Below are 19,951 nucleotides of genomic sequence, written 5' to 3' on the forward strand. Positions count from 1 at the left end.
CCTGCCTCCAAATTCACGGCGGTCCGGAATCGGGTCATTGCTCCCGGACAGCTACTCCCAACGCGGCCGCATCGTCCCAGGTGTCCACGTCATCCGTGGAGCCTGCAGGGACAACCACAGCCTGCACGTCAAGACTAGCAAGGAGGGCGAAGACTGACCCGTGCACCAGGGCGTTGCGTGCGGCGGCTTCCTGCACCGCGCGTTCCAGCGCAGCTGTGCTATAAAAACCCGCCAGCGGCTGCCGCCTTCCGTCAGCGGATGACGCCATAACGCCGTCAGCGGCTGCGCCGGGAAGGGCGTCCAGCAGGGCGTTCACAGCATCGTCCACACGCGGCATGTCGCACGCAAGGACCAGGAGCATGTCCGCCGGGTCGGTTTCCCGGAGTGCGGCAAGACCGGCAGCGATCCCCGCCGCCGGTCCCGCAAAGGGCGGGTCCTCACGGGTGGTGAGGACGCCACCGGGCAGTACCCCGGGCTCAGGTCCCACCACAACAGTGTGCCGGGCACCCGCGGCCGCCATGAGGGAGCGCTCAAGGAGGGTGGCGCCGTCGAACATTAGGGCAGACTTGGGTGAGCCGCCCAGTCGCGAGGAGCGGCCGCCGGCCAGGATTATTGCGTCAAAGTCCACACACCCAGCGTAACGCCGTGGTGATCAGGCGAGCGTCAGGCTGCTCTCTCCGGAAGCAGGAACGGGTCCCACGCCGGTGTGGGCTTCTCCAGCTCCTTGATCTGCCACATGGTGCCCACGGGCGGAGCCGGATCGAACCGGAGCTTCCAGCCCATTTCACTGGGCGTGTGGTCACCCTTGACGTTGTTGCAGCGGAGGCAGGCTGCAACGAGGTTTTCCCAGGAATCGGCACCGCCCCGGGATTTCGGCTGGACATGGTCTATGGTGTGGGCTGCCTTGCCGCAGTAGGCGCACCGGTGGCCGTCGCGGCGAAGCACGCCGCGCCTGCTCACTGCGGTGATCATGTTGTACCGGGGGCGGATGTAGCGGTTAAGGAGAATCACGGACGGACGGCCCATGATGTCCTGCGGCCCGACGACAGGATCGTCGCCTTCGGCCACTACGCTTGCCTTTCCGGTGAGCACAAGGACCAGCGCCCGGCGGAAAGTGACTACCGCCAGCGGTTCATATCCAGCATTCAGAACGAGTGTGCGCATGCACATACCTCTTCACGGCCGCACCCGGCAGAGGCGCGAGGGCCGGCTGCCCTCTGCATGTCCGGGCTATGGATCGACACCATAAGAGTAAACACTCACTAGGCAGATGAGCGAATCGAACACAAGCATCGTCATGGCGTGTCACCAAAAATTCATGCGGGCGCAAGCAAAAAAAGGACCCCCGCCAGCTGGCGGGGGTCCTTCCGTAATGCCTGGGGTGTCTTAGCCGCCGACGCGGATGAAGACGGGGCCGGAACCGACGTTCACGCTGAACAGCGCGGTGGTTCCGCCGTTCCAGCCGCCGTGGACGGCCTGGCCGTTGCCGACGTACACAGCGATGTGGGCCAGGCCCATGCCGCCGTTCTGGTAGTAGGCGAGATCGCCCGGCTGAGCTTCAGCAGCGCTCACGGTGCGGCCGAGGGACAGGTAGCCTGCCGGCCAGCCGTGGTAGTGGATGCCCACGGCGGCGAGTGCGTTGGTGGCCAGCGCGGTGCAGTCCTGGGACACGCCCAGCTGCGCGTAGGCAGCAGCGGCGATGGCAGCGCCCTTGCCGCTGGCGGCAGTGGTCTTCGGCGCTGCCGTCTCGACGGCGGCGGTGGCCTGGACTGCCGGTGCGGCGTCAGCAACCGGAGCGGCCTCAACGGCGGGGGCGGCTTCCTGGACCTTGACAACAGGCTTCGGGGCCTCGACGACGGGAGCCGGGGTGGTGGAGACAGCAGGCTTCTCGTAGGAGATGGCGATGCTGGAAGCGGCCGAGATGGTGGCCGGTGCCGCAGCGGACTGGACTTCCAGCGTGGAAGCCGGAGCGGATTCGCGCTGGACGTTGGTCTCAGCAGCGTTGGCGGCGATGCCGCTGGTCAGGACAAGACCGGAAGCAGCAGCGATAACTGCGGCCTGGCGGCCCATGCCACCGGCGTTGTCGCCGACGGCCTTGGCAATGACAGCCAGCGAGCTGGTCTTGGTGACCTCGGCGCGGTGCCGTGCAATGGTCGCACGTGTAGTCATTAAAATTTCTCTCTTTCGTGTTCCACGGACCGCGGTAGCAGGACGTGGGTTATCGACGCGCCGGCATCTTGGGGGTAAGCCGGCCCGCCTCGAATCGGATTCTTAGCGAAGGGTGTAAAAAGCGGACGTGCCCGTTGCGGACACCGCGTGCAGGAGAGTGCCGTCAGCAGGGTTCAGCGCGCTGATCATCATGCCGTTGCCGACGTAGATGCCCACGTGGGCGCCGCCGTTCTGCATGACCAGGTCGCCGGGGGCAGGCGTGGAAGTGGGCTTCATGGCGTTCCACGCGTTGACGCGGGGAATGCTGATGCCAGCCTGGGCGTAAACCCACTGGGTGAAGCCCGAGCAGTCCCAGCCGTTGGGGGTGGTGCCGCCCCAGACGTACGGGTGGCCGATGCCGGTGTACGCGATTGCAGCCAGTCCGGAAGCTGCTGCGGAGGCCGCAGCGTCGGTGGACTTGGCGGTGACGGCCTTGGCCGCATCGGCAATCTCGTTGCCGCCCTGGCCTGCGTCGGCTGCCTGGCTCTCATCGTTCGACTGCGGAGCGATGGTTTCGGCGACCGGGGCTGCCACGGTGGTGACGGCAGGACGCTCGAAGGAGACAGTGGCGGTGGGCGCGGCGGTCACAGCAAGCTGCGCGGCCTGGGATCCGGTCTCCGAGGAGGCGGAAACACCAATGTTGGCGTCGGCTGCGTTGGCAGGCATGCCAACGCTCAGGATGAGTCCTGAAGCAGCTGCGATAACAGCTGCCTGGCGACCTACTGTGCCGGCATTGGCGCTAACCGCCTTGGACACGGAGTCCAATGGGTTCATACGAACCGTTTGCGCGCGGTGGCGCGCGGCATTGTGGCGTGAAGACACGAAGGTAGCCTCTCCCAATGCCTACGAGGTGAGCTGTCGGATTCGGATGGGAGTCACCCGGCCGCTCCGCTTCCTGGGAAGCTTTGCGACTTAACCCCAAGGTCTTCTTGCGAAGACCAAAATTGGTTCCCCCGCCCCTGCCAGACGATGTAATGCGAACGGACCTTGAGCGGTGGCAGAGTTAGGCAATCCACTCAAGAGCGTCAACTTCGGAAAAGTTGACGCGGTTTAGACGGTACAGCAGTTCGGAGCCAATGTCACATTCAGGTCACGGCGTGTCACAGGAATGAGAGTGCTCACTCGACTTGGCTCAGAGCCAGCCGGTGGGATCAACGACATCCCCGTTGACCATCACCTCGAAGTGGAGGTGGCAGCCGGTGGAGGCGCCTGTGGTCCCGCTGAGGGCAATAACTTCACCCCGGGTGACCTTCTGGCCAACCTGGACGCTGGAGGACGACAGGTGGTTGTACGTGGTCTCCAGGCCATTGCCATGATCGATCACCACGCGGTTGCCTCCGCCGTACGGGTGCCAGCCCGAGAAGGTGACCGTGCCGCTGGCCGCGGCAAGCACCTCGGTGCCGCACTGCGCGGCGAAGTCCTGGCCGCGGTGGAACTCGCCCGCGCCGCCGGTGATCGGGCTCACCCGGTAACCGAACGGTGAGGACTTGACCAGCGTGGTCAGCGGTCCGCCCAGGGTGCCCGCCGAGGCCGCACGGCTGATGCTGCCGGCCGACTGGGCACTCAGGAGCTGCTTTAGCTTTCCGTCCGGGTCACCGGTGGTGGAGACGGACGTGCGGCTGAAGTCAATCTTTGCTGCCGCTTCCGCCGAAACCTTCGGCTGTGCCGGTGAGGCAGCGGAAGCGGATGCCCCTCCCTGCTGCTCGCCGGCAGCCAGGACAGGACTGGTGGCGGGGACAGTAACAGTCAGCAGGAGGCCGGTAGCCGCGAGGGCAACGCCGGCTTTCTGCCCAACGCCACTGGCCGAGGCGAAATCCGTAACCTGCCGGAACGGGCCCCGGCGGCGGCGCGCTTCGCGCTGGGCGTCCCGGGGACGGTCCGCGGCGGCGGCCTCCGCAAGGCGCGGCTCCGGAGCGGGACCAGTCGCGCGGCGGCGGCCCCGGGCATTCTGCATGGACAAGTACTGCTTCCTCTCTGGATAGCCTGCGAAGTTAGCTGTCGGATTCGGGTCAGAGAGTTCAGACCCGGTCCGCCATAACAAGCCATTCCGGCATAGGGGTATCCCGGGAGGATTCCTTCTGCGGAAAAGACTTGCTGCTGCGGACTTCACCCCAAGGCTGTTCGAAACAGCCGGTTGTGGTTCCCCCGCCCCTGCCAGTGGGTGACTCGTGCTGCTGATCTGCTGGCAGGGTTCGGCTCCAGATCAGGTAACGCTTTTGTATCGGCGTTGCCGTTTAACTATAGGCGATTAAAGTGCACGGTAATAATTCCGTTATATTCACTGTGCAAAAGTGGTAGGTCATCCTGCCTGCAGATGTCAGACAAGCTGCGGCTTCCGCCCCGCTGGACCACTTAGGTGCCGCCGGCCACCAGGGAGCAACGCGGCCCCGGGGAACTAGCCCAGGCGCACGAACACGTGCGCAGCAACTTCCGGCGGCAGCTCAAGGGCACCCTCGAACCCGGGCACGCGGACAGAGATATACTCCCCCACGCGTTCGAGCGAGACGGTGGCGCCGGGCCGGATCCCGCCTTCATCCAGCTGGAGCAGCAGCTCCGGCTCAACCTGGATGGGTTCTGCCAGGCGGCTGACGGTGACCTTGGAGTCCGGGCCGTAGCCGGTCATGGCATCGAGCAGGTTCACCACGCCGTCCGAGAAGGGGCGGGCAGGCTGCCCGCCGAGTGCTGCCAAGCCGGGAATCGGGTTGCCGTAGGGAGATTCGGTGGGGTGGTCGAGCATTTCGTAGATCCTGCGCTCCACGCGCTCACTCATGACGTGTTCCCAGCGGCAGGCCTCGTCGTGGACGTAGGCCCAGTCAAGGCCGATGACGTCGGCGAGGAGGCGCTCGGCGAGCCGATGCTTGCGCATCACCTCGGTGGCGCGCTTCCGTCCCACTTCGGTCAGTTCCAGGTGGCGGTCACCGGAGACGACGACGAGGCCGTCGCGTTCCATCCTGCCGATGGTCTGCGAGACAGTGGGGCCCGAGTGGCGGAGTCGTTCGGCGATGCGTGCCCGAAGCGCCACGATGTTCTCTTCCTCCAGCTCCAGAATGGTGCGAAGGTACATCTCCGTGGTGTCGATCAGATCCGTCATTCAGCTCAGCTCCTTGAGCACAGTATGTGTGTCCGTCCCACCGTACCGCGGGCCCGCCGCACCGGGATCCGGCAAGCTGCAGCGGCGGTCCTGTATGACGGCGGCGCAGCACCGGCTGTCTGCCCGTACGTCCAGTGCCAGCTTAGCCTATTTTGAATTAGTCCGGATAATCCGCCCGGCCTGTGACGGGCACCATCTCAATGACTGGACTATGACGGGGGCGTGTTCCCGCGGTATCCGCGCTTCGGGCAGAATAAGGAGGGCTTCGTGGCGGTCATGGTTGCCTGCCGGCCATCGCCCCGACCCAGCCGAACCGCACTTTCCATGCCGAAAATTGGAGCCATTGTGAGCGACACCAGCATCACTATTCCCGCAAACCTCCTGCCCAAGGACGGACGGTTCGGCGCCGGTCCCTCCAAGGTCAGGCCCGAGCAGATCGAGGCACTCTCCGCAGCAGCCACGACGCTCCTTGGCACGTCGCACCGCCAGGCCCCGGTGAAGAACCTCGTAGGTTCCGTCCGCGAAGGCCTCAGCACCTTCTTCCGTGCCCCCGAAGGTTACGAAGTGGTCCTCGGCGTCGGCGGTTCCACCGCATTCTGGGACGTTGCCAGCTTCGGCCTGGTGGAAGAGAAGGCACAGCACCTGTCCTTCGGCGAGTTCGGTTCCAAGTTTGCCGCGGCCACGAACAAGGCGCCGTTCCTTGCGGAATCCTCCATCATCAAGTCCGAGCCCGGCACCTGCCCGGCACCCAAGGCCGAGGCCGGCGTTGACGTGTACGCCTGGCCGCAGAACGAGACCTCAACCGGTGTTGCCGCGCCCGTGCAGCGGGTCAACGGCGCCGATGAGGGCGCGCTGGTGCTGGTGGACGCAACTTCGGCAGCCGGCGGCCTCGACGTCGACGTGGCCCAGACGGACGTCTACTACTTCGCCCCGCAGAAGAACTTCGCCTCCGACGGCGGGCTGTGGCTGGGCCTCTTCTCCCCGGCAGCGCTGGAGCGGGCCGAGCGCGTCAAGGCCAGCGGTCGCTGGATCCCGGACTTCCTGGACCTGAAGACCGCCATCGACAACTCGAAGCTGAACCAGACGTACAACACCCCGTCACTGTCCACGCTGGTCACGCTGGACGCCCAGGTGCAGTGGCTCAACGCCAACGGCGGCCTGGACTTCGCGGCCGGACGCACTGCCGATTCGGCCGGCCGCATTTACAAGTGGGCGGAAGCCTCCGAATTCGCCACGCCGTTCGTTGCCAACGCCGCCGAGCGCTCCAACGTCATCGCCACCATCGATTTCGATGAGTCGATCGACGCCGCCGCCATCGCCAAGGTGCTCCGCGCCAACGGCATCGTGGACACCGAGCCCTACCGCAAGCTGGGACGCAACCAGCTGCGCATCGCCACCTTCGTGGCCATCGAGCCGTCCGATGTCTCCGCCCTGCTGGAGTGCATCGACTACGTGGTGGGCGAGCTGAAGAAGTAGCCGCCCGTAAGGAGTTTTTGTCCAGATAATCGGGGTTCGAAGGCCGTTTGGCCCCATTATCTGGACAAAAACTCTTCGGTTAAGCACGACGGCGCCGTCCGGACTTTCGTCCCGACGGCGCCGTTTGCGTTGTGGTCAGTTCGCCGTTGTCAGCCCTGGTCCGGGCTGGCCGACTCTGTTTCGGCACCAGGCGCTGCTTCGTCACCCGACTCTGTATCGTCGTCGGACTGTATTACGCCGTCGGACTCTGATTCTGCTTCCGCGGCGGTCTCGTCCGGAGCTGCGTCCGCAGCCGCGCCGCCAGCCGGCCCCTGGTCTTCCCGGGAGTCCTGCGTGTCCTCCGCGTCCTGCTCCTGGGCGTCCTCCGGGCGCACGCGCTCGGCCCACGGCACCCACTCGGGGGCGAGGATCGAGTCTTCGGAGGGGAGCAGACCGAGCTCGTTGACCGTGATCACCTTGGAGCGGGAGTTGCGGGTCAGGACGGCATACCACTGCCAGCCGATGTATCCCGGCAGCCTCGATTCGAAAAGGTGCGTCACCACGCGGTCGCCCTCCGTGCGGGCGGCCAGGTGGTCCCCGATTTCGGATGCCTTCGCAATGCCCTCGACGGCGGTCCGGGCGGTGTCCACGGCAGCGGCCAGTACGGCGTCGGGCTTGCCCGTCCGCCACACCGGGACTCCGGCGCGCCGCTTGGGTGCCTTCGGTTCCACCTTGGATTCGGCCTGTTCAGGTTCCGGGTTCATCGGGGGCCTAGGCGTCCAGCTCGTCGGCAACCTTACGCAGGGCAGCGGCAATGGCCTTGCCCTTGTTGCCGTCCGGGTACTTGCCGGAGGACAGCGTGCCGGAGAGGTTGTCCAGAACCGTCACCAGGTCCTGCACCAGCGGGGCAAGATCCCTCGCGCTGGGGCGCTTGGCCTTGGCGATGGACGGCGTCTTTTCGAGGACGCGCAGACCCAGGGCCTGGGCGCCCTTGCGTCCGTCCGCGACGCCGAACTCAACCCGGGTGCCGGCCTTCAGTTCCGAAACTCCCGAGGGCAGCGCGGACTTGGGGAGGAACACTTCCTGCCCGTCCTCGCCCGCGAGGAATCCGAAACCTTTGTCCTTGTCGTACCACTTGACCTTGCCGGTAGGCACCTAATCAACCTTCTTCGTTCTGACGTTCTGGGACATGGCCGGCCGTCACCGCATCCGCACCGATGTGCGGGTTCAGGGTATGACTGCCTGGTCCATGTTGGTCTGTTCCTTCAAGGTTATCCTGACTGGCAGGCTAATCCCGCTTTTGAGGCGCGGCCGCGGCGCTGCTGTTAGCGTTACTTGCATGACATCCGCGCGTATCCGGCGGCCACTCATGGCCGCCGCAGTGCTCCTTGCAGTTTTGTCCCTCGCTGCCGTGGGGGCGGTCATGGCGCTGGCCGCTGCGGGCCAGGCCGCGCCGCAGTGGATCACGTCGGCGGCGCTTTACGGCCTTCCGGCGGCCTTCCTGCTGATGCTCGTGCTGGTAGCCGACGGCGTTGCCGCCCGCCGCCGGGCAGGAACCCCGGGCGGGCGGTAACGTTGGACTGATGTCCCTCATTCGAGCGCTCAGCAAGGAACTGGAGGCACGCAGCGACGAGTCCCTGCGGGCCCTGTTTGCTGCGCGGCCGGACCTGATCTCCCCCGGCGTTCCCGATTTTCCTGCCCTGGCCGCCCGCGCCAGCGCACGGGTCAGCGTGCAGCGGGCCCTGGAGCGCCTGAACCGTCCCCAGATGCAGGTCCTGGAAACCCTGCACCTGTGCACCAACACGGACACCGGACACAGCGCATCGGCCACGGTGCTGAAGAAGGCCATCGCCGGGTCCACTGTGGCGGCCATCGAGCAGCTCCTGCAGTCGCTGCATGACCTGGCCCTCGTGCAGCGGGCCGAACCGCCGCACGGCGCAGGACCCGGCGCCCAGCGGCAGCGCTTCTACCTTCCGGTGAGCAGCCTGAAGGACGTCGTCGGCATCTACCCGGCCGGGCTGGGGCGCAGCTACACCGAGCTCGTCAGGCTGCAGCCAGCCTTCGCCCAGCGGGTTGTCCAGCTTGTCGCGGAGCTGCACCGCAGCGGCGCCGCGGTGCAGGCGGCCACCACTCCCATGGAGGCAGCGCTGGCCCTGCAGCACTGGACCTCCTCCCCCGCCGGTCTCCAGGCGCTCCTCGCCGGCGCACCGGAACGGACGGCGGCGCTGCTGGCGAGGTTCAGCAACTGGGCCATGGGTGCCGTGCCGCAGGCCCAGCGGAAGGCTTCCGTCACCACTGAAGGCCACGACGTCGGGCCCGTCGATTGGCTGCTGGCCCGGGGGCTGCTGGTGCCGCTGGATGCCGCCCACGTGGAACTGCCGCACAGCGTGGGCATCTCCCTGCGCGGCGGCGCCATCATCGACAATTTCTCCCTCACTCCCCCGGCTCCAACGCTCGGCGTCACCACCGCCGCACTGCGCCGCAATGCCGCGCTTGGGGCCATCGCCGAGACCCTGCGCCTCACTGGCGAACTGCTGCATGCGGTTCGGGATCAGCCCCTGGCCACGCTGCGCAGCGGCGGGGTGGGAATCCGTGAAATGCGGCGGCTCGCCGAGTCGCTTCGCGTCGACCACCGCACCACCGCGGTACTGCTGGAGCTCTGCGCCCTGTCCGGCCTGATCCGGCTGGACGTGGACAGCTCATGCTGGGTGCAGCCGCCCCAGCTGGAATGGCTCGGGCTGCCGCGGCAGGAACAGTGGCTGTGGCTCGTCAACGCCTGGCTGGCCAGCGAGCGCGCCCCGTCACTCGTGGGCCAGCCCATCAACGGCCAGCCCGCCGGGCCCGCCAACCACCGGGCCGCCCCGGCGGCCACCGTCAACGCCCTCTCCGCCGAGGCGCAGCGGTCCGATGCACCCGTCATCCGGAAGAGGATCCTGGAGATCCTGCGGGAGCTGACGCTCGAGGCGGAGATGCCGGACGGGACGGCGCCGGTGCTCAACGCGGAGGCTGTGCTGCAGCGTGCCGAGTGGTCCCAGCCCCGGATGGCGCGGCGGTTCAGCTCCCTGATCGGCGGCGTCCTGGCCGAGGCTGAGCTGCTGGGGCTGATCGGATCCGGCGCGCTCAGCCAGCTGGGTGCCGCCATCGCCGCCGACGCGCCCGACGACGCCATGGACCTCCTCGGCGAACACCTCCCTGCGGCCCTCAACCACGTGCTCCTGCAGGCCGACCTGACCGCGGTCGCGCCGGGTTACCTGGCCCCCGACCTGGCAGAGCGGCTCCAGCGGATGGCCGACGCCGAAGGGCAGGGACCGGCCACGACGTACCGGTTCTCCGTGGAATCCATCCGGCGCGCACTGGACTCGGGCCAGGATGCTGCCGCTATCCTCGATTTCCTCCGCCGGCACTCCGCCACCGCGGTGCCGCAGCCGCTGCAGTACCTCGTGGAGGACACCGCCGCAAGGCACGGCAAGCTGCGGGTCGGGGCGGCTGCCAGCTTCGTCCAGAGTGACGACGAAGCCGCGCTCAGCGAGCTCTGCCGGGAGGCTGCGGCCTCGTCCCTGGGCCTGGTCCGGATCGCCCCCACCGTCCTGGTCTCCATGGCTTCGCCCCGGCAGACGGCGCTCGTGCTGCGCGGGCTGGGACTGTCACCCGCCGTCGAAGAGGCCGGATCCGCCGTCGTACGCCTTAACCGGACCGCCCCTGTTCAGGGCACCGGCCGCCCCGTCTACAGCGCGCCGCGCACCGCCCTTCCCGACGCCGACGTCACCGCCCAGCTGGCCGTCCTCCGAAGCCGTGCGGACCACGCCAGCCCCAACGGCTCCCGGCCCGCCACCGCCGGCGCCGAGGAGGCGACTCAGCTGGGACTGGAGACCCTGCACAAGGCCATCCGGCTCAGGCAGAAGGTGGTGATGAACGTCGTGGACAGCCTGGGGAATGCGAAACTGGAAACGGTTGTTCCCGTATCCGTGGCCGGCGGACGGGTCCGCGTCTTCGACCCCGCGAAGGATACGGAACGGGTGCTTTCCATCCACCGGATCATCGACATCGAGGCAGCAGAGGAAATGCAGCAGTGAAGGTTCTACCTGCGTGAACGACGGCCCGCTGATTGTCCAGAGCGACAAAACCATTCTCCTCGAAGTGGACCACGAGCAGGCGACCGAGGCCCGGCACGCCATTGCGGCCTTCGCCGAGCTGGAGCGCGCGCCGGAGCACATGCACAGCTACCGGCTCACGCCGCTGGGACTGTGGAACGCGCGGGCCGCCGGGCTCGACGCCGAGAAGGTGCTGGATACGCTGCTGAAGTACTCCCGGTTCCCCGTGCCGCACTCGCTGCTGATCGACATCGAAGAAACCATGTCCCGGTACGGCCGGCTCCGGCTGGAGAAGGACCCCCAGCACGGGCTGGTCATGCGCACCAGCGACTACCCCGTGCTGGAAGAGGTCAGCAGGGCCAAGAAGATCCAGCCTCTGCTGGGCCCGCGGATCGACGCCGAGACGGTGGTGGTCCATTCCTCCCAGCGCGGACAGCTGAAGCAGCTGCTGCTCAAGATCGGCTGGCCGGCGGAGGACCTGGCCGGCTACGTCGACGGCACGCCGCACCTCATCATGCTGAAGGAGTCGGGCTGGAAACTGCGCCCGTACCAGCGGCTGGCCACGGAAAACTTCTGGGCCGGCGGCAGCGGCGTCGTTGTGCTTCCCTGCGGCGCCGGAAAGACGCTCGTGGGCGCCGCAGCCATGGCCACCGGCTCCACCACAACGCTCATCCTTGTCACCAACACTGTCTCGGCTCGGCAGTGGAAGGACGAGCTGCTCCGGCGGACCTCGCTGACCGAGGACGAGATCGGCGAGTATTCGGGCGCGGTCAAGGAAGTCCGCCCGGTAACGATCGCCACGTACCAGGTCCTCACCACCAAGCGCGGCGGCATCTACCCGCACCTTGAACTCGTTGACGGCCACGACTGGGGCCTGATCATCTACGACGAGGTCCATCTGCTCCCCGCGCCGATCTTCCGGATGACGGCGGACCTGCAGGCCCGGCGCCGGCTCGGCCTCACGGCAACCCTGGTGCGGGAAGACGGCAGGGAAGGTGAGGTCTTCAGCCTCATCGGACCCAAGCGCTACGACGCGCCGTGGAAGGACATCGAGGCCCAGGGCTACATCGCGCCTGCGGACTGCGTGGAGGTCCGCGTGGATCTTCCCAAGGATGAGCGCGTGGCGTATGCCATGGCCGAGGACGCGGACAAGTACCGGCTGTGCGCCACGTCCGAGACGAAGACGCTCGTGGCCGAACAGCTGGTGGAACACCACCGGGGCGAGCAGGTCCTGGTGATCGGGCAGTACATCGACCAGCTCGACGAACTGGGCGAGCGGCTGGACGCACCGGTCATCAAGGGCGAAACCCCGGTCCGGGCCCGGCAGAAGCTCTTTGACGCCTTCCGCGCCGGGGAGATCCAGACGCTTGTGGTGTCCAAGGTGGCCAACTTTTCCATCGACCTGCCGGAGGCCTCCGTGGCCATCCAGGTCTCCGGATCCTTCGGTTCGCGCCAGGAGGAAGCCCAGCGCCTCGGCCGGCTGCTGCGGCCCAAGCAGGACGGGCGCGCGGCACGCTTTTACTCCCTCGTTGCCCGGGACACCCTGGACCAGGATTTCGCGGCGAAGCGCCAGCGCTTCCTGGCCGAGCAGGGGTACGCCTACCGCATCATGGACGCCAAGGACGTCGAATCGTGCTGACCCAAGCAACACACAACATCCATCCAGAAAACTCCCAGATTCTGGGAGCATCATGGGAAATATGAAAAAGAACAGCGCCGAAGCGAAGCTCCTCGTGGTTGATGACGAACCGAACATCCGCGAGCTGCTCTCCACGTCCTTGCGCTTCGCCGGCTTTGAAGTGGTCTCTGCGGGCAACGGGCGGGAGGCGCTGGCCGCCGTCGAGGCGCATGCGCCCGACTTGGCGGTGCTGGATGTCATGCTGCCGGACATGGACGGCTTCACCGTCACGCGCCGGCTGCGCGCGGCGGGCAAGCATTTCCCGGTCCTTTTCCTGACCGCCAAGGATGACACCGAGGACAAGGTCACCGGGCTGACGGTGGGCGGCGACGACTACGTCACCAAGCCCTTCAGCCTCGATGAGGTGGTGGCACGCATCCGTGCCGTGCTCCGCAGGACCCAGCCGCTGCTGGAGGACGACGAGGCCATCATCCGGGTGGATGACCTGGAGCTCGACGACGACGCCCACGAGGTGCGCCGCGGCGGCAAGGTGATCGAGCTGTCCCCCACCGAATTCAAGCTGCTCCGGTACCTGATGCTGAACCCGAACCGGGTCCTGTCCAAGGCACAGATCCTGGACCACGTTTGGGAATACGACTTCAACGGTGACGCCTCCATCGTCGAGTCCTACATTTCCTACCTGCGGCGCAAGGTGGACATCGATCCCGATGCCCCGGCCCTCATCCAGACCAAGCGCGGCGTCGGCTACGTGCTGCGGACAGCAGAAAAGCGCTGACCTTGCTGGAGCGATGGAAGTCCGCGCTGGAGCGCTGGAAGTCCGCCACCCTCCGGTCCCAGCTGGTGGCCATCATGATGGCCCTCCTGCTGGTGGCCCTGGCCGTGACCGGGGCCGGTGCGCTGACGCTGCTGCGCGGCTACCTCGAGGGCCAGGTGGACGACAAGCTGCGGGCCGCCGTCACCGCCGCCCAGTCGCAGCGCTCCATCTCCCCCATTGCCAACCCGGCAGTGCCCACGGACTACGCCGTGACGCTCTACTATCCGGGAACCCAGCGGGACCCCATCGACGACAAGCTGGCCCGCCCCGACATTGCGTCGATCTCCGTTGACGAGGCCCGGGACCGTGATTTCGTTCCCTACCAGGTGCGTGGCACCGACGGAAAAAACTGGCGGGTGGTGGCTGTTCCCGTCGTCGTGGGCAGCGAACAGCAGCGTGCGGTGGTGGTCATCGGACTGCCGCTGTCTCCGGTGGAGGAGGTCCTGCGCCACATCAGCCTGGTTGGGGTGGGTGTCGGGGTGCTGACGCTCATCCTCGCCTTCTTCATCGCCAACTGGACCGTGACCAGATCCTTCCGGCCGCTGGCCAGGGTGGAGAAGACCGCCGCCGCCATCGCCGCCGGCGACCTGTCACGCCGCGTCGATGTGGAGAACCCCTCCACGGAGGTGGGCCGCCTCGGCAGGTCGCTGAACGCCATGCTTTCCCACATCGAGGCCGCCTTCGCAGCCAGGATGGCGTCCGAGGACCGGATGCGCCGGTTCGCCGCGGATGCGTCCCACGAACTGCGCACGCCGCTGGTGACGATTCGGGGTTACTCGGAGCTGTACCGGCACGGCGCGCTGCAGTCCCCGGAGGATGTGGCCAACGCCATGGGCCGCATCGAAAGCGAGGCCAAGCGGATGGGCTCCATGGTGGAGGACCTGCTGCTGCTGGCACGCCTCGACGAGCAGCGGCCGCTGCAGCGCAAGCCCATCGACCTGCAGCTGCTCGCCCACGACGCCGTGGTGGACACCCAGGCCAGCGAACGGAAACGGACCATCACCCTGACCGGCCTGCACAACGGCAGCGCCGAACCGGCACCCGTGCTCGGCGACGAGGCGAAGCTGCGCCAGGTCATCGGCAATCTGGTGGGCAACGCACTGCGCTACACGCCCGCCGGGACACCCATTGAGCTCGCTGTGGGTGTCCGGCGGGCCGACGACGGTTCAGCCCTGTCCGTCCTCGAGGTCCGCGACCACGGCCCCGGAATATCCGAGGCTGAGGCGCCCAAGGTCTTTGAGCGCTTCTACCGGGCCGACACCTCGCGCACCCGGGAGACGGGCGGCAGCGGGCTGGGACTGGCGATCGTGGCCGCCATCGTCGGCTCGCACGGCGGCTCCGTCCGGGTGGACGGTACCGACGGCGGCGGCGCAACACTCGTGGTCAGCCTCCCCCTCCGCGAGGACTCGCCGGAGGCGGACGGTCCGGATGCGGACACCGCTGAGGCGGACGGCATCGGAACGTTCTCAGACACTGTCGGCGGGGACCGTGCTGCGGGCGGCAGAGGCTTATCCACATAGGGAATCCCGCCGTGGCGGCGGGTGCCGGCAGGTTCCTAGGCTCGACGTAGCGGACCGGAACGGCCGGCCCGCCAGCCACAGTGGCTGTCCTGCCGGGCAGTCCTTCAAAGTTGTCGAGAGGCCCCGCCATGAGCATCATTTCCGTCGATACCGACCTGCTGCAGGTGAAATCAGCCAACGTCAAGGCGACTGTTGACCGGATCAGCGCCGACGTCCGGGCGATGAAGCACGGCCTGGACGAACTGCAGGGAACGTGGCGGGGTTCGGCTGCCACCAACTTCCAGGCTCTTGTGGCCGAGTGGACGCTGACGCAGGGCAAGGTCGAGGCCTCGCTCGCCTCCATCAACCTGGCACTGTCGTCGGCTGCTGACACCTACGCCCAGGCGGAGCACGGCAACGCCCAGCGTTTTAGCTGACGGCGGGCGGTCCAGCTGACGCCCGGCTTTCCGCCTGAAATGGCGCTCAGGCTTCAGGTGTGCCCTGGTGGAACCGCAGGCGCCACTGGCCGCCGTCCAGGACCCACAGGGAGCTGCGCAGCGCTGAGCCGGCGCGGGAGTAGCTGCGGTAGGTCAGAAGGACCGTGTCGGTGCCGATCCGGTCGGCGCTGAGCACGTCCAGATCGACATGGCCGCCCGGGCTTTCCTCGAGGGACATCATCATGGCGTCACGGGTCCAGAGCCGGCCAGCGGTGCCGATCTCGGTGAAGTCCGGGTGCAGGAGCTGTCCTGTGCGCCCGATGTCGCTGCGGACGTCCGGGCGGAGCAGTTCACGTTCCAGGGCCTCGACGATCTCTTCGGGCGCGGCACCGGCCGGAAGTTCGGCAAATGCCTCGTCACCAAGTGCGCCGTCGCCCAGTTCGCTGAAGAGATCGGGCTCGCTGAAGAGATCGGGCTCGCTGAAGAGGTTGGGCCCGCTGACGAGGTCGGGCTCGTCTCCGGGGAGAGCCGGGCGTCCTGCCTCAAAGCGGTCCTGGGTGGCCGCTTCGCTGCGGACCGGGGTCCCGGCGGCACTGCGGCCCGCTGTGTCAGCCGCGCCGCGAGGCACTGTTTCAGGTTCAGCCGGCGCTTCAGGCTCTTCAGCTTCGAAGAGCGACGGGATGCCGCCCCCGCCGCGGCCCTCCTTGACTGGCCGCCGGGCTGCAGCCGTTCCGGCGTTGGGGAACCCCGGCCCCGAGCGGGCGGCGACGCCCTGCTGGTAGGCGAGTGCCACGGCCCTGGCCCGTTCGTCGGCGGCCTCGTTCAGCTCGTGCCCGGCGTGGCCCTTGACCCACTCGAACCGGTACTTCCGTCCGGCGAGCTCCCGGTCGATGTCCTTGAGGATGTCCACGTTCAGCACGGGCTTGCCGTCCGCCTTGCGCCATCCCTTGCGCTTCCAGCCGGGCATCCACTTTGTCACCGAGTTGATCACGTACTGGCTGTCGCAGAGGATGTGCAGGTCCTCGTCGGGGAGGTGCGCGGTGGAGCGGAAGAGGTCCAGCACGGCCATCAGCTCGCCCTGGTTGTTGGTGCCGTGCGGCCAGCCGCCGGCCCGCCAGCAGTCGTCGTTCACGTACCAGGCCCACCCTGCGGGGCCCGGGTTTCCCAATGCCGAACCGTCGGCTGCTGCAGTAATCGTCACCGAACCATCCTGCCAGACTGCAAGGACAAAAATGCGCAAACGAAAAGTGCGGCCCCCTCCGTGGAGGGGGCCGCACTCCTTAGTCAGCTGGGATCAGCGGGAGACTAGAAGCCGCCCATGCCGCCCATGTCGTCGCCGCCGCCGACGGCCGGAGCGTTCTTCTCCGGCTTGTCAGCCACAACGGCCTCGGTGGTGAGGAACAGGCCGGCAATGGAAGCCGCGTTCTGCAGGGCAGAGCGGGTTACCTTGACGGGGTCGTTCACGCCGGCAGCCAGCAGGTCGACGTATTCGCCGGTTGCAGCGTTCAGGCCGTGGCCTGCGGGCAGGCCGCGGACCTTGTCCACCACGACGCCGGGCTCGAGGCCGGCGTTGAAGGCGATCTGCTTCAGCGGGGCGTCGATGGCAACGCGGACGATGTTCGCACCGGTTGCTTCGTCGCCTTCGAGCTGCAGGTTGGCGAATGCCTTGGCGCCGGCCTGAATCAGGGCCACGCCGCCACCGGCGACGATGCCTTCTTCGACGGCTGCCTTGGCGTTGCGGACAGCGTCCTCAATGCGGTGCTTGCGCTCCTTGAGCTCAACCTCCGTGGCGGCACCGGCCTTGATGACTGCAACGCCGCCGGCCAGCTTGGCCAAGCGCTCCTGCAGCTTCTCGCGGTCGTAGTCGGAGTCGGAGTTCTCGATCTCGGCGCGGATCTGTGAAACGCGGCCGGCGATCTGGTCGGCGTCGCCTGCACCTTCGACGATGGTGGTCTCGTCCTTGGTCACGACAACCTTGCGTGCCTTGCCCAGGAGGTCGAGGCCAGCGGTCTCAAGCTTGAGGCCGACTTCCTCGGCGATGACCTGGCCACCGGTGAGGATGGCGATGTCGGCCAGCTGCGCCTTGCGGCGGTCACCGAAGCCCGGAGCCTTGACGGCGACGGACTTGAAGGTGCCGCGGATCTTGTTGACGATCAGGGTGGCCAGGGCCTCGCCCTCGATGTCTTCGGCGATGATCAGCAGCGGCTTGTTGGACTGCATGACCTTCTCGAGGACAGCAACCAGTTCCTTGACGTTGGAGATCTTGGAGTTGACGATCAGGATGTACGGGTCTTCGAGGACCGTTTCCTGGCGCTCGGTGTCCGTGACGAAGTAAGCCGAGATGTAGCCCTTGTCGAAGCGCATGCCTTCGGTGAGCTCGAGCTCGAGGCCGAAGGTGTTGGACTCCTCGACCGTGATGACGCCTTCCTTGCCCACCTTGTCCAGGGCTTCGGCGATCAGGGCGCCGATTTCGTCGTCACCGGCGGAGATGGAAGCCGTGGCTGCGATCTCTTCCTTGGTTTCGATTTCCTTGGCGGAGTCCAGCAGTTCAGCGGTTACGGCTTCAACAGCCTTCTCGATGCCGCGCTTGAGGGACAGCGGGTCAGCGCCGGCCGCAACGTTGCGCAGGCCTTCCTTGACCAGTGCCTGTGCCAGGACGGTAGCAGTCGTGGTGCCGTCGCCAGCGACGTCATCCGTCTTCTTGGCAACTTCCTTGACCAGCTCGGCGCCGATCTTCTCGTAGGGATCGTCCAGCTCGATCTCCTTGGCGATGGAGACACCATCGTTGGTGATCGTGGGGGCGCCCCACTTCTTTTCGAGGACGACGTTGCGGCCACGCGGGCCGAGGGTCACCTTGACGGCGTCGGCGAGGGTGTTAAGGCCCCGCTCAAGACCGCGGCGTGCCTCTTCATCAAATGCAATGATCTTGGCCATAACGGCAGTAGTCCTTTCGGGACAGTCGTTAAGAAGGAACCTTGCTGCGGTGCCCGCGACGGACGATCCTTTCCACAGGCCTCTGTACGCCCAACAGTCCGGATCTCACCCCAACCAGGTGTTTCTTTCGCTCCTTGCGCCGCTGCCGGGGCTGTGCCGGCCTGAACCGGACGACCCTTTAGCAGTCGGCACGCTGGAGTGCTAATCAATAATTAGCACTCCCCCGGGGAGAGTGCAAGCAGATGAGCTTGTTTATCCCGCGAACGGGCGGAGTTATTCGCTGCCAGCGATCAGCCGGCTGACCTGCCGGCCGCCTCGCTGCCCGTGAGCTTGGCCTTATTGTCGGCTCCGTACGTGAACACCATGTACTTCGCGGCAGTGATGTCCCCGTTCACATCAAAGCGAATGGGGCCCGATTCGCCGTCGTAATCGATGCCCTTCCCGTCGCGGATTGCGGCAAGGCAGTCCTTGTACGTCGAGCATGCTGTCGGCCGGGCCGCCGGCGAGGCAGATGTCTGCCTGCCGGAAGTGCCGCCGGAGACGGAGATGAGCGTGCCCGCGATGGAGGAACCGGCGTCGTCCTCTGCAGCAGCGGCGGCCACCGCCGCGAGGTTCACGGCGTCATAGGTCTCAGCCGCGAACGTTGTGTCCTTGAGTTTCGCATCGATGGCCACGAGTTCAGCCTGGAAGTGAGCCGACGGGAAAACGCCGGGCACCAGGGCGCGCGTACCCTCCAGGGACTTCGATCCGAGAGCGGAGCCGTACTGCCTGAAGGCGCCGTCGGCCAGGACGATCTTGTTGCCCGGCACCCCGGCGTTGGTGAGTTCGGCAATGGCGCCCTGCGCTCCGTCCCGGGCAATAAGGACGACGGCGTCCGGCGCCGCGTCGCGGATGGCAGCCGCGGACGTCTGCGCCTCGCCCGACTTGAAGCCGGAAACGGTCACGGGGTCCAGCCCAGCGGCTTTGGCGGAAGCGGTAACTGCGGCTGACACGTCCTGGCCATAGCTGCCGTCCTCGTAAACCACCGCGAGGCTCTTGGCTCCGGCGTCCTTGGCGAGTTTCACCAGGACTGGAGCCTGTGCGATGTCCGCAGCCGCCGTGCGGAAGTAGTAGCCGCCGCTCTTGTAGCTGCTGAGCTCAGGTGCCGTATTCGCGGGAGAGATGAGCGTGATCCTGGCCTTGGACAGCACGTCGATGGCGGCCGGGGCGCGGCTGGAATCGGTGGGACCGATCACGACGTCCGCCCTGGCGTCGGCAAGCGCCCGGGCCTGTGCGGCGGTATCGCCGCCAGTGGATTCAGGCAGCAGCTCTACGGGCCGGCCCTTGTGCCCGCCCGCCGCGTTGATCTCCTGGACGGCGAGCTTGGCGGCGGCCAGCTCGGCGGCGTTCAGGAAGGCCTGGGGTCCGGCGTTGTCCAGGATCAGCCCGATCCGCAGGGTCCCGTCGCCGCTGGCTTCAACCGGAGCGGTCCGGGCGTTGTCCCCGGATCCGGAGCAGGAGCTGAGTGCCAGCGCAGCGGCGGCAGACCAGACGGCGGCGCCCCAGACGTCAGAACCCCTGAGACCTGCGCTGCGTACCACTAGACGGGCCGGACCTTTTCTGCCTGCGGACCCTTTTCGCCTTCGCCCACTTCCAGCTCCACTCGCTGGCCCTCGTCCAGCGCCCGGAACCCGTCGGTTTGGATGGCCGACCAGTGCACAAAGACGTCGTCGCCCGAATCGTCAACGGTGATGAAGCCGTAGCCCTTTTCCGCGTTGAACCACTTCACGGTTCCCAATGCCAT

At 66.9% G+C, this 19,951-nt stretch carries 19 protein-coding genes and 2 riboswitches; of the genes, 7 read left to right on the plus strand and 12 right to left on the minus strand.

Annotation, left to right across the window (positions count from 1 at the left end; translation table 11 throughout):
- Window positions 1–34: 34 nt before the first annotated feature.
- The 6 genes from mobA to R5O87_RS09290 all read right to left on the minus strand — a co-directional run bounded on the left by mobA (window position 35) and on the right by R5O87_RS09290 (window position 5,299).
- The gene (gene mobA, locus R5O87_RS09265) at window positions 35–628 is read right to left on the minus strand and encodes a molybdenum cofactor guanylyltransferase (protein WP_410555312.1); all 594 of its coding nucleotides are present in this window, start codon (window positions 626–628) and stop codon (window positions 35–37) included.
- A 35-nt stretch (window positions 629–663) separates the two neighbouring features.
- Window positions 664–1,164 carry an HNH endonuclease gene (locus R5O87_RS09270; RefSeq protein ID WP_003804664.1) on the minus strand — a complete coding sequence of 167 codons (501 nt, stop codon included), beginning with the start codon at window positions 1,162–1,164 and terminating at the stop codon, window positions 664–666.
- Window positions 1,165–1,386: 222 nt separating this feature from the next.
- Window positions 1,387–2,169: an NlpC/P60 family protein gene (locus R5O87_RS09275; RefSeq protein ID WP_410555311.1), complete on the minus strand. Its 783-nt coding sequence runs from the start codon at window positions 2,167–2,169 to the stop codon at window positions 1,387–1,389.
- A gap of 102 nt (window positions 2,170–2,271) precedes the next feature.
- Window positions 2,272–2,874: a C40 family peptidase gene (locus R5O87_RS09280; RefSeq protein WP_410555310.1), complete on the minus strand. Its 603-nt coding sequence runs from the start codon at window positions 2,872–2,874 to the stop codon at window positions 2,272–2,274.
- Window positions 2,875–3,034: 160 nt separating this feature from the next.
- Window positions 3,035–3,204: riboswitch (cyclic di-AMP (ydaO/yuaA leader) on the minus strand.
- Between the two features lie 136 nt (window positions 3,205–3,340).
- On the minus strand, window positions 3,341–4,162 hold the full coding sequence (locus R5O87_RS09285) for a M23 family metallopeptidase (protein WP_410555419.1): 822 nt from the start codon (window positions 4,160–4,162) through the stop codon (window positions 3,341–3,343).
- A gap of 11 nt (window positions 4,163–4,173) precedes the next feature.
- Window positions 4,174–4,416: riboswitch (cyclic di-AMP (ydaO/yuaA leader) on the minus strand.
- 187 nt (window positions 4,417–4,603) lie between these two features.
- Window positions 4,604–5,299 (minus strand): metal-dependent transcriptional regulator, encoded by a 696-nt coding sequence (locus R5O87_RS09290; RefSeq protein ID WP_410555309.1) that lies wholly within the window; start codon window positions 5,297–5,299, stop codon window positions 4,604–4,606.
- A 345-nt stretch (window positions 5,300–5,644) separates the two neighbouring features.
- Here R5O87_RS09290 and serC point away from each other — a divergent pair, with 345 nt between their 5' ends.
- A complete protein-coding gene (gene serC / locus R5O87_RS09295) occupies window positions 5,645–6,775 on the plus strand; it encodes a phosphoserine transaminase (protein ID WP_410555308.1) in 1,131 nt (376 codons plus the stop codon).
- Between the two features lie 149 nt (window positions 6,776–6,924).
- On the opposite strand, the gene R5O87_RS09300 is transcribed toward serC, so the two are convergent.
- Window positions 6,925–7,518: a DUF3027 domain-containing protein gene (locus R5O87_RS09300; protein WP_410555307.1), complete on the minus strand. Its 594-nt coding sequence runs from the start codon at window positions 7,516–7,518 to the stop codon at window positions 6,925–6,927.
- Window positions 7,519–7,525: 7 nt separating this feature from the next.
- Window positions 7,526–7,909, minus strand: coding sequence for a cold-shock protein (locus R5O87_RS09305; RefSeq protein WP_410555306.1), 384 nt, complete (start codon window positions 7,907–7,909; stop codon window positions 7,526–7,528).
- 184 nt (window positions 7,910–8,093) lie between these two features.
- Between R5O87_RS09305 and R5O87_RS09310 the strand changes: the two genes are divergently transcribed.
- From R5O87_RS09310 to R5O87_RS09335, 6 genes are all read left to right on the plus strand, one after another.
- Window positions 8,094–8,327 carry a hypothetical protein gene (locus R5O87_RS09310; protein WP_331568581.1) on the plus strand — a complete coding sequence of 78 codons (234 nt, stop codon included), beginning with the start codon at window positions 8,094–8,096 and terminating at the stop codon, window positions 8,325–8,327.
- A 10-nt stretch (window positions 8,328–8,337) separates the two neighbouring features.
- Complete coding sequence (locus tag R5O87_RS09315; RefSeq protein WP_410555305.1) at window positions 8,338–10,827, plus strand: helicase-associated domain-containing protein; 2,490 nt, start codon at window positions 8,338–8,340, stop codon at window positions 10,825–10,827.
- A gap of 13 nt (window positions 10,828–10,840) precedes the next feature.
- Complete coding sequence (locus R5O87_RS09320) at window positions 10,841–12,484, plus strand: DNA repair helicase XPB (protein ID WP_410555304.1); 1,644 nt, start codon at window positions 10,841–10,843, stop codon at window positions 12,482–12,484.
- Window positions 12,485–12,545: 61 nt separating this feature from the next.
- Entirely contained in the window at window positions 12,546–13,259 is a 714-nt protein-coding gene (locus tag R5O87_RS09325; RefSeq protein WP_410555418.1) for a response regulator transcription factor, read from the plus strand.
- A gap of 74 nt (window positions 13,260–13,333) precedes the next feature.
- Entirely contained in the window at window positions 13,334–14,818 is a 1,485-nt protein-coding gene (locus R5O87_RS09330; RefSeq protein WP_410555417.1) for a sensor histidine kinase, read from the plus strand.
- Window positions 14,819–14,946: 128 nt separating this feature from the next.
- Window positions 14,947–15,234 (plus strand): WXG100 family type VII secretion target, encoded by a 288-nt coding sequence (locus R5O87_RS09335; RefSeq protein WP_410555303.1) that lies wholly within the window; start codon window positions 14,947–14,949, stop codon window positions 15,232–15,234.
- 46 nt (window positions 15,235–15,280) lie between these two features.
- On the opposite strand, the gene R5O87_RS09340 is transcribed toward R5O87_RS09335, so the two are convergent.
- The 4 genes from R5O87_RS09340 to R5O87_RS09355 all read right to left on the minus strand — a co-directional run bounded on the left by R5O87_RS09340 (window position 15,281) and on the right by R5O87_RS09355 (window position 19,951).
- Window positions 15,281–16,435: an RNase H family protein gene (locus tag R5O87_RS09340; RefSeq protein ID WP_410555302.1), complete on the minus strand. Its 1,155-nt coding sequence runs from the start codon at window positions 16,433–16,435 to the stop codon at window positions 15,281–15,283.
- Between the two features lie 104 nt (window positions 16,436–16,539).
- Window positions 16,540–18,168 (minus strand): chaperonin GroEL, encoded by a 1,629-nt coding sequence (gene groL, locus R5O87_RS09345; protein ID WP_410555301.1) that lies wholly within the window; start codon window positions 18,166–18,168, stop codon window positions 16,540–16,542.
- 290 nt (window positions 18,169–18,458) lie between these two features.
- Window positions 18,459–19,748, minus strand: coding sequence for an ABC transporter substrate-binding protein (locus R5O87_RS09350; protein ID WP_410555300.1), 1,290 nt, complete (start codon window positions 19,746–19,748; stop codon window positions 18,459–18,461).
- Window positions 19,748–19,951 carry a cold-shock protein gene (locus R5O87_RS09355; RefSeq protein WP_146033096.1) on the minus strand — a complete coding sequence of 68 codons (204 nt, stop codon included), beginning with the start codon at window positions 19,949–19,951 and terminating at the stop codon, window positions 19,748–19,750. The genes R5O87_RS09350 and R5O87_RS09355 overlap by 1 nt, the downstream gene beginning before the upstream one ends.

Source organism: Arthrobacter globiformis, from assembly GCF_046536215.2.
Lineage (GTDB): Bacteria > Actinomycetota > Actinomycetes > Actinomycetales > Micrococcaceae > Arthrobacter > Arthrobacter globiformis_E.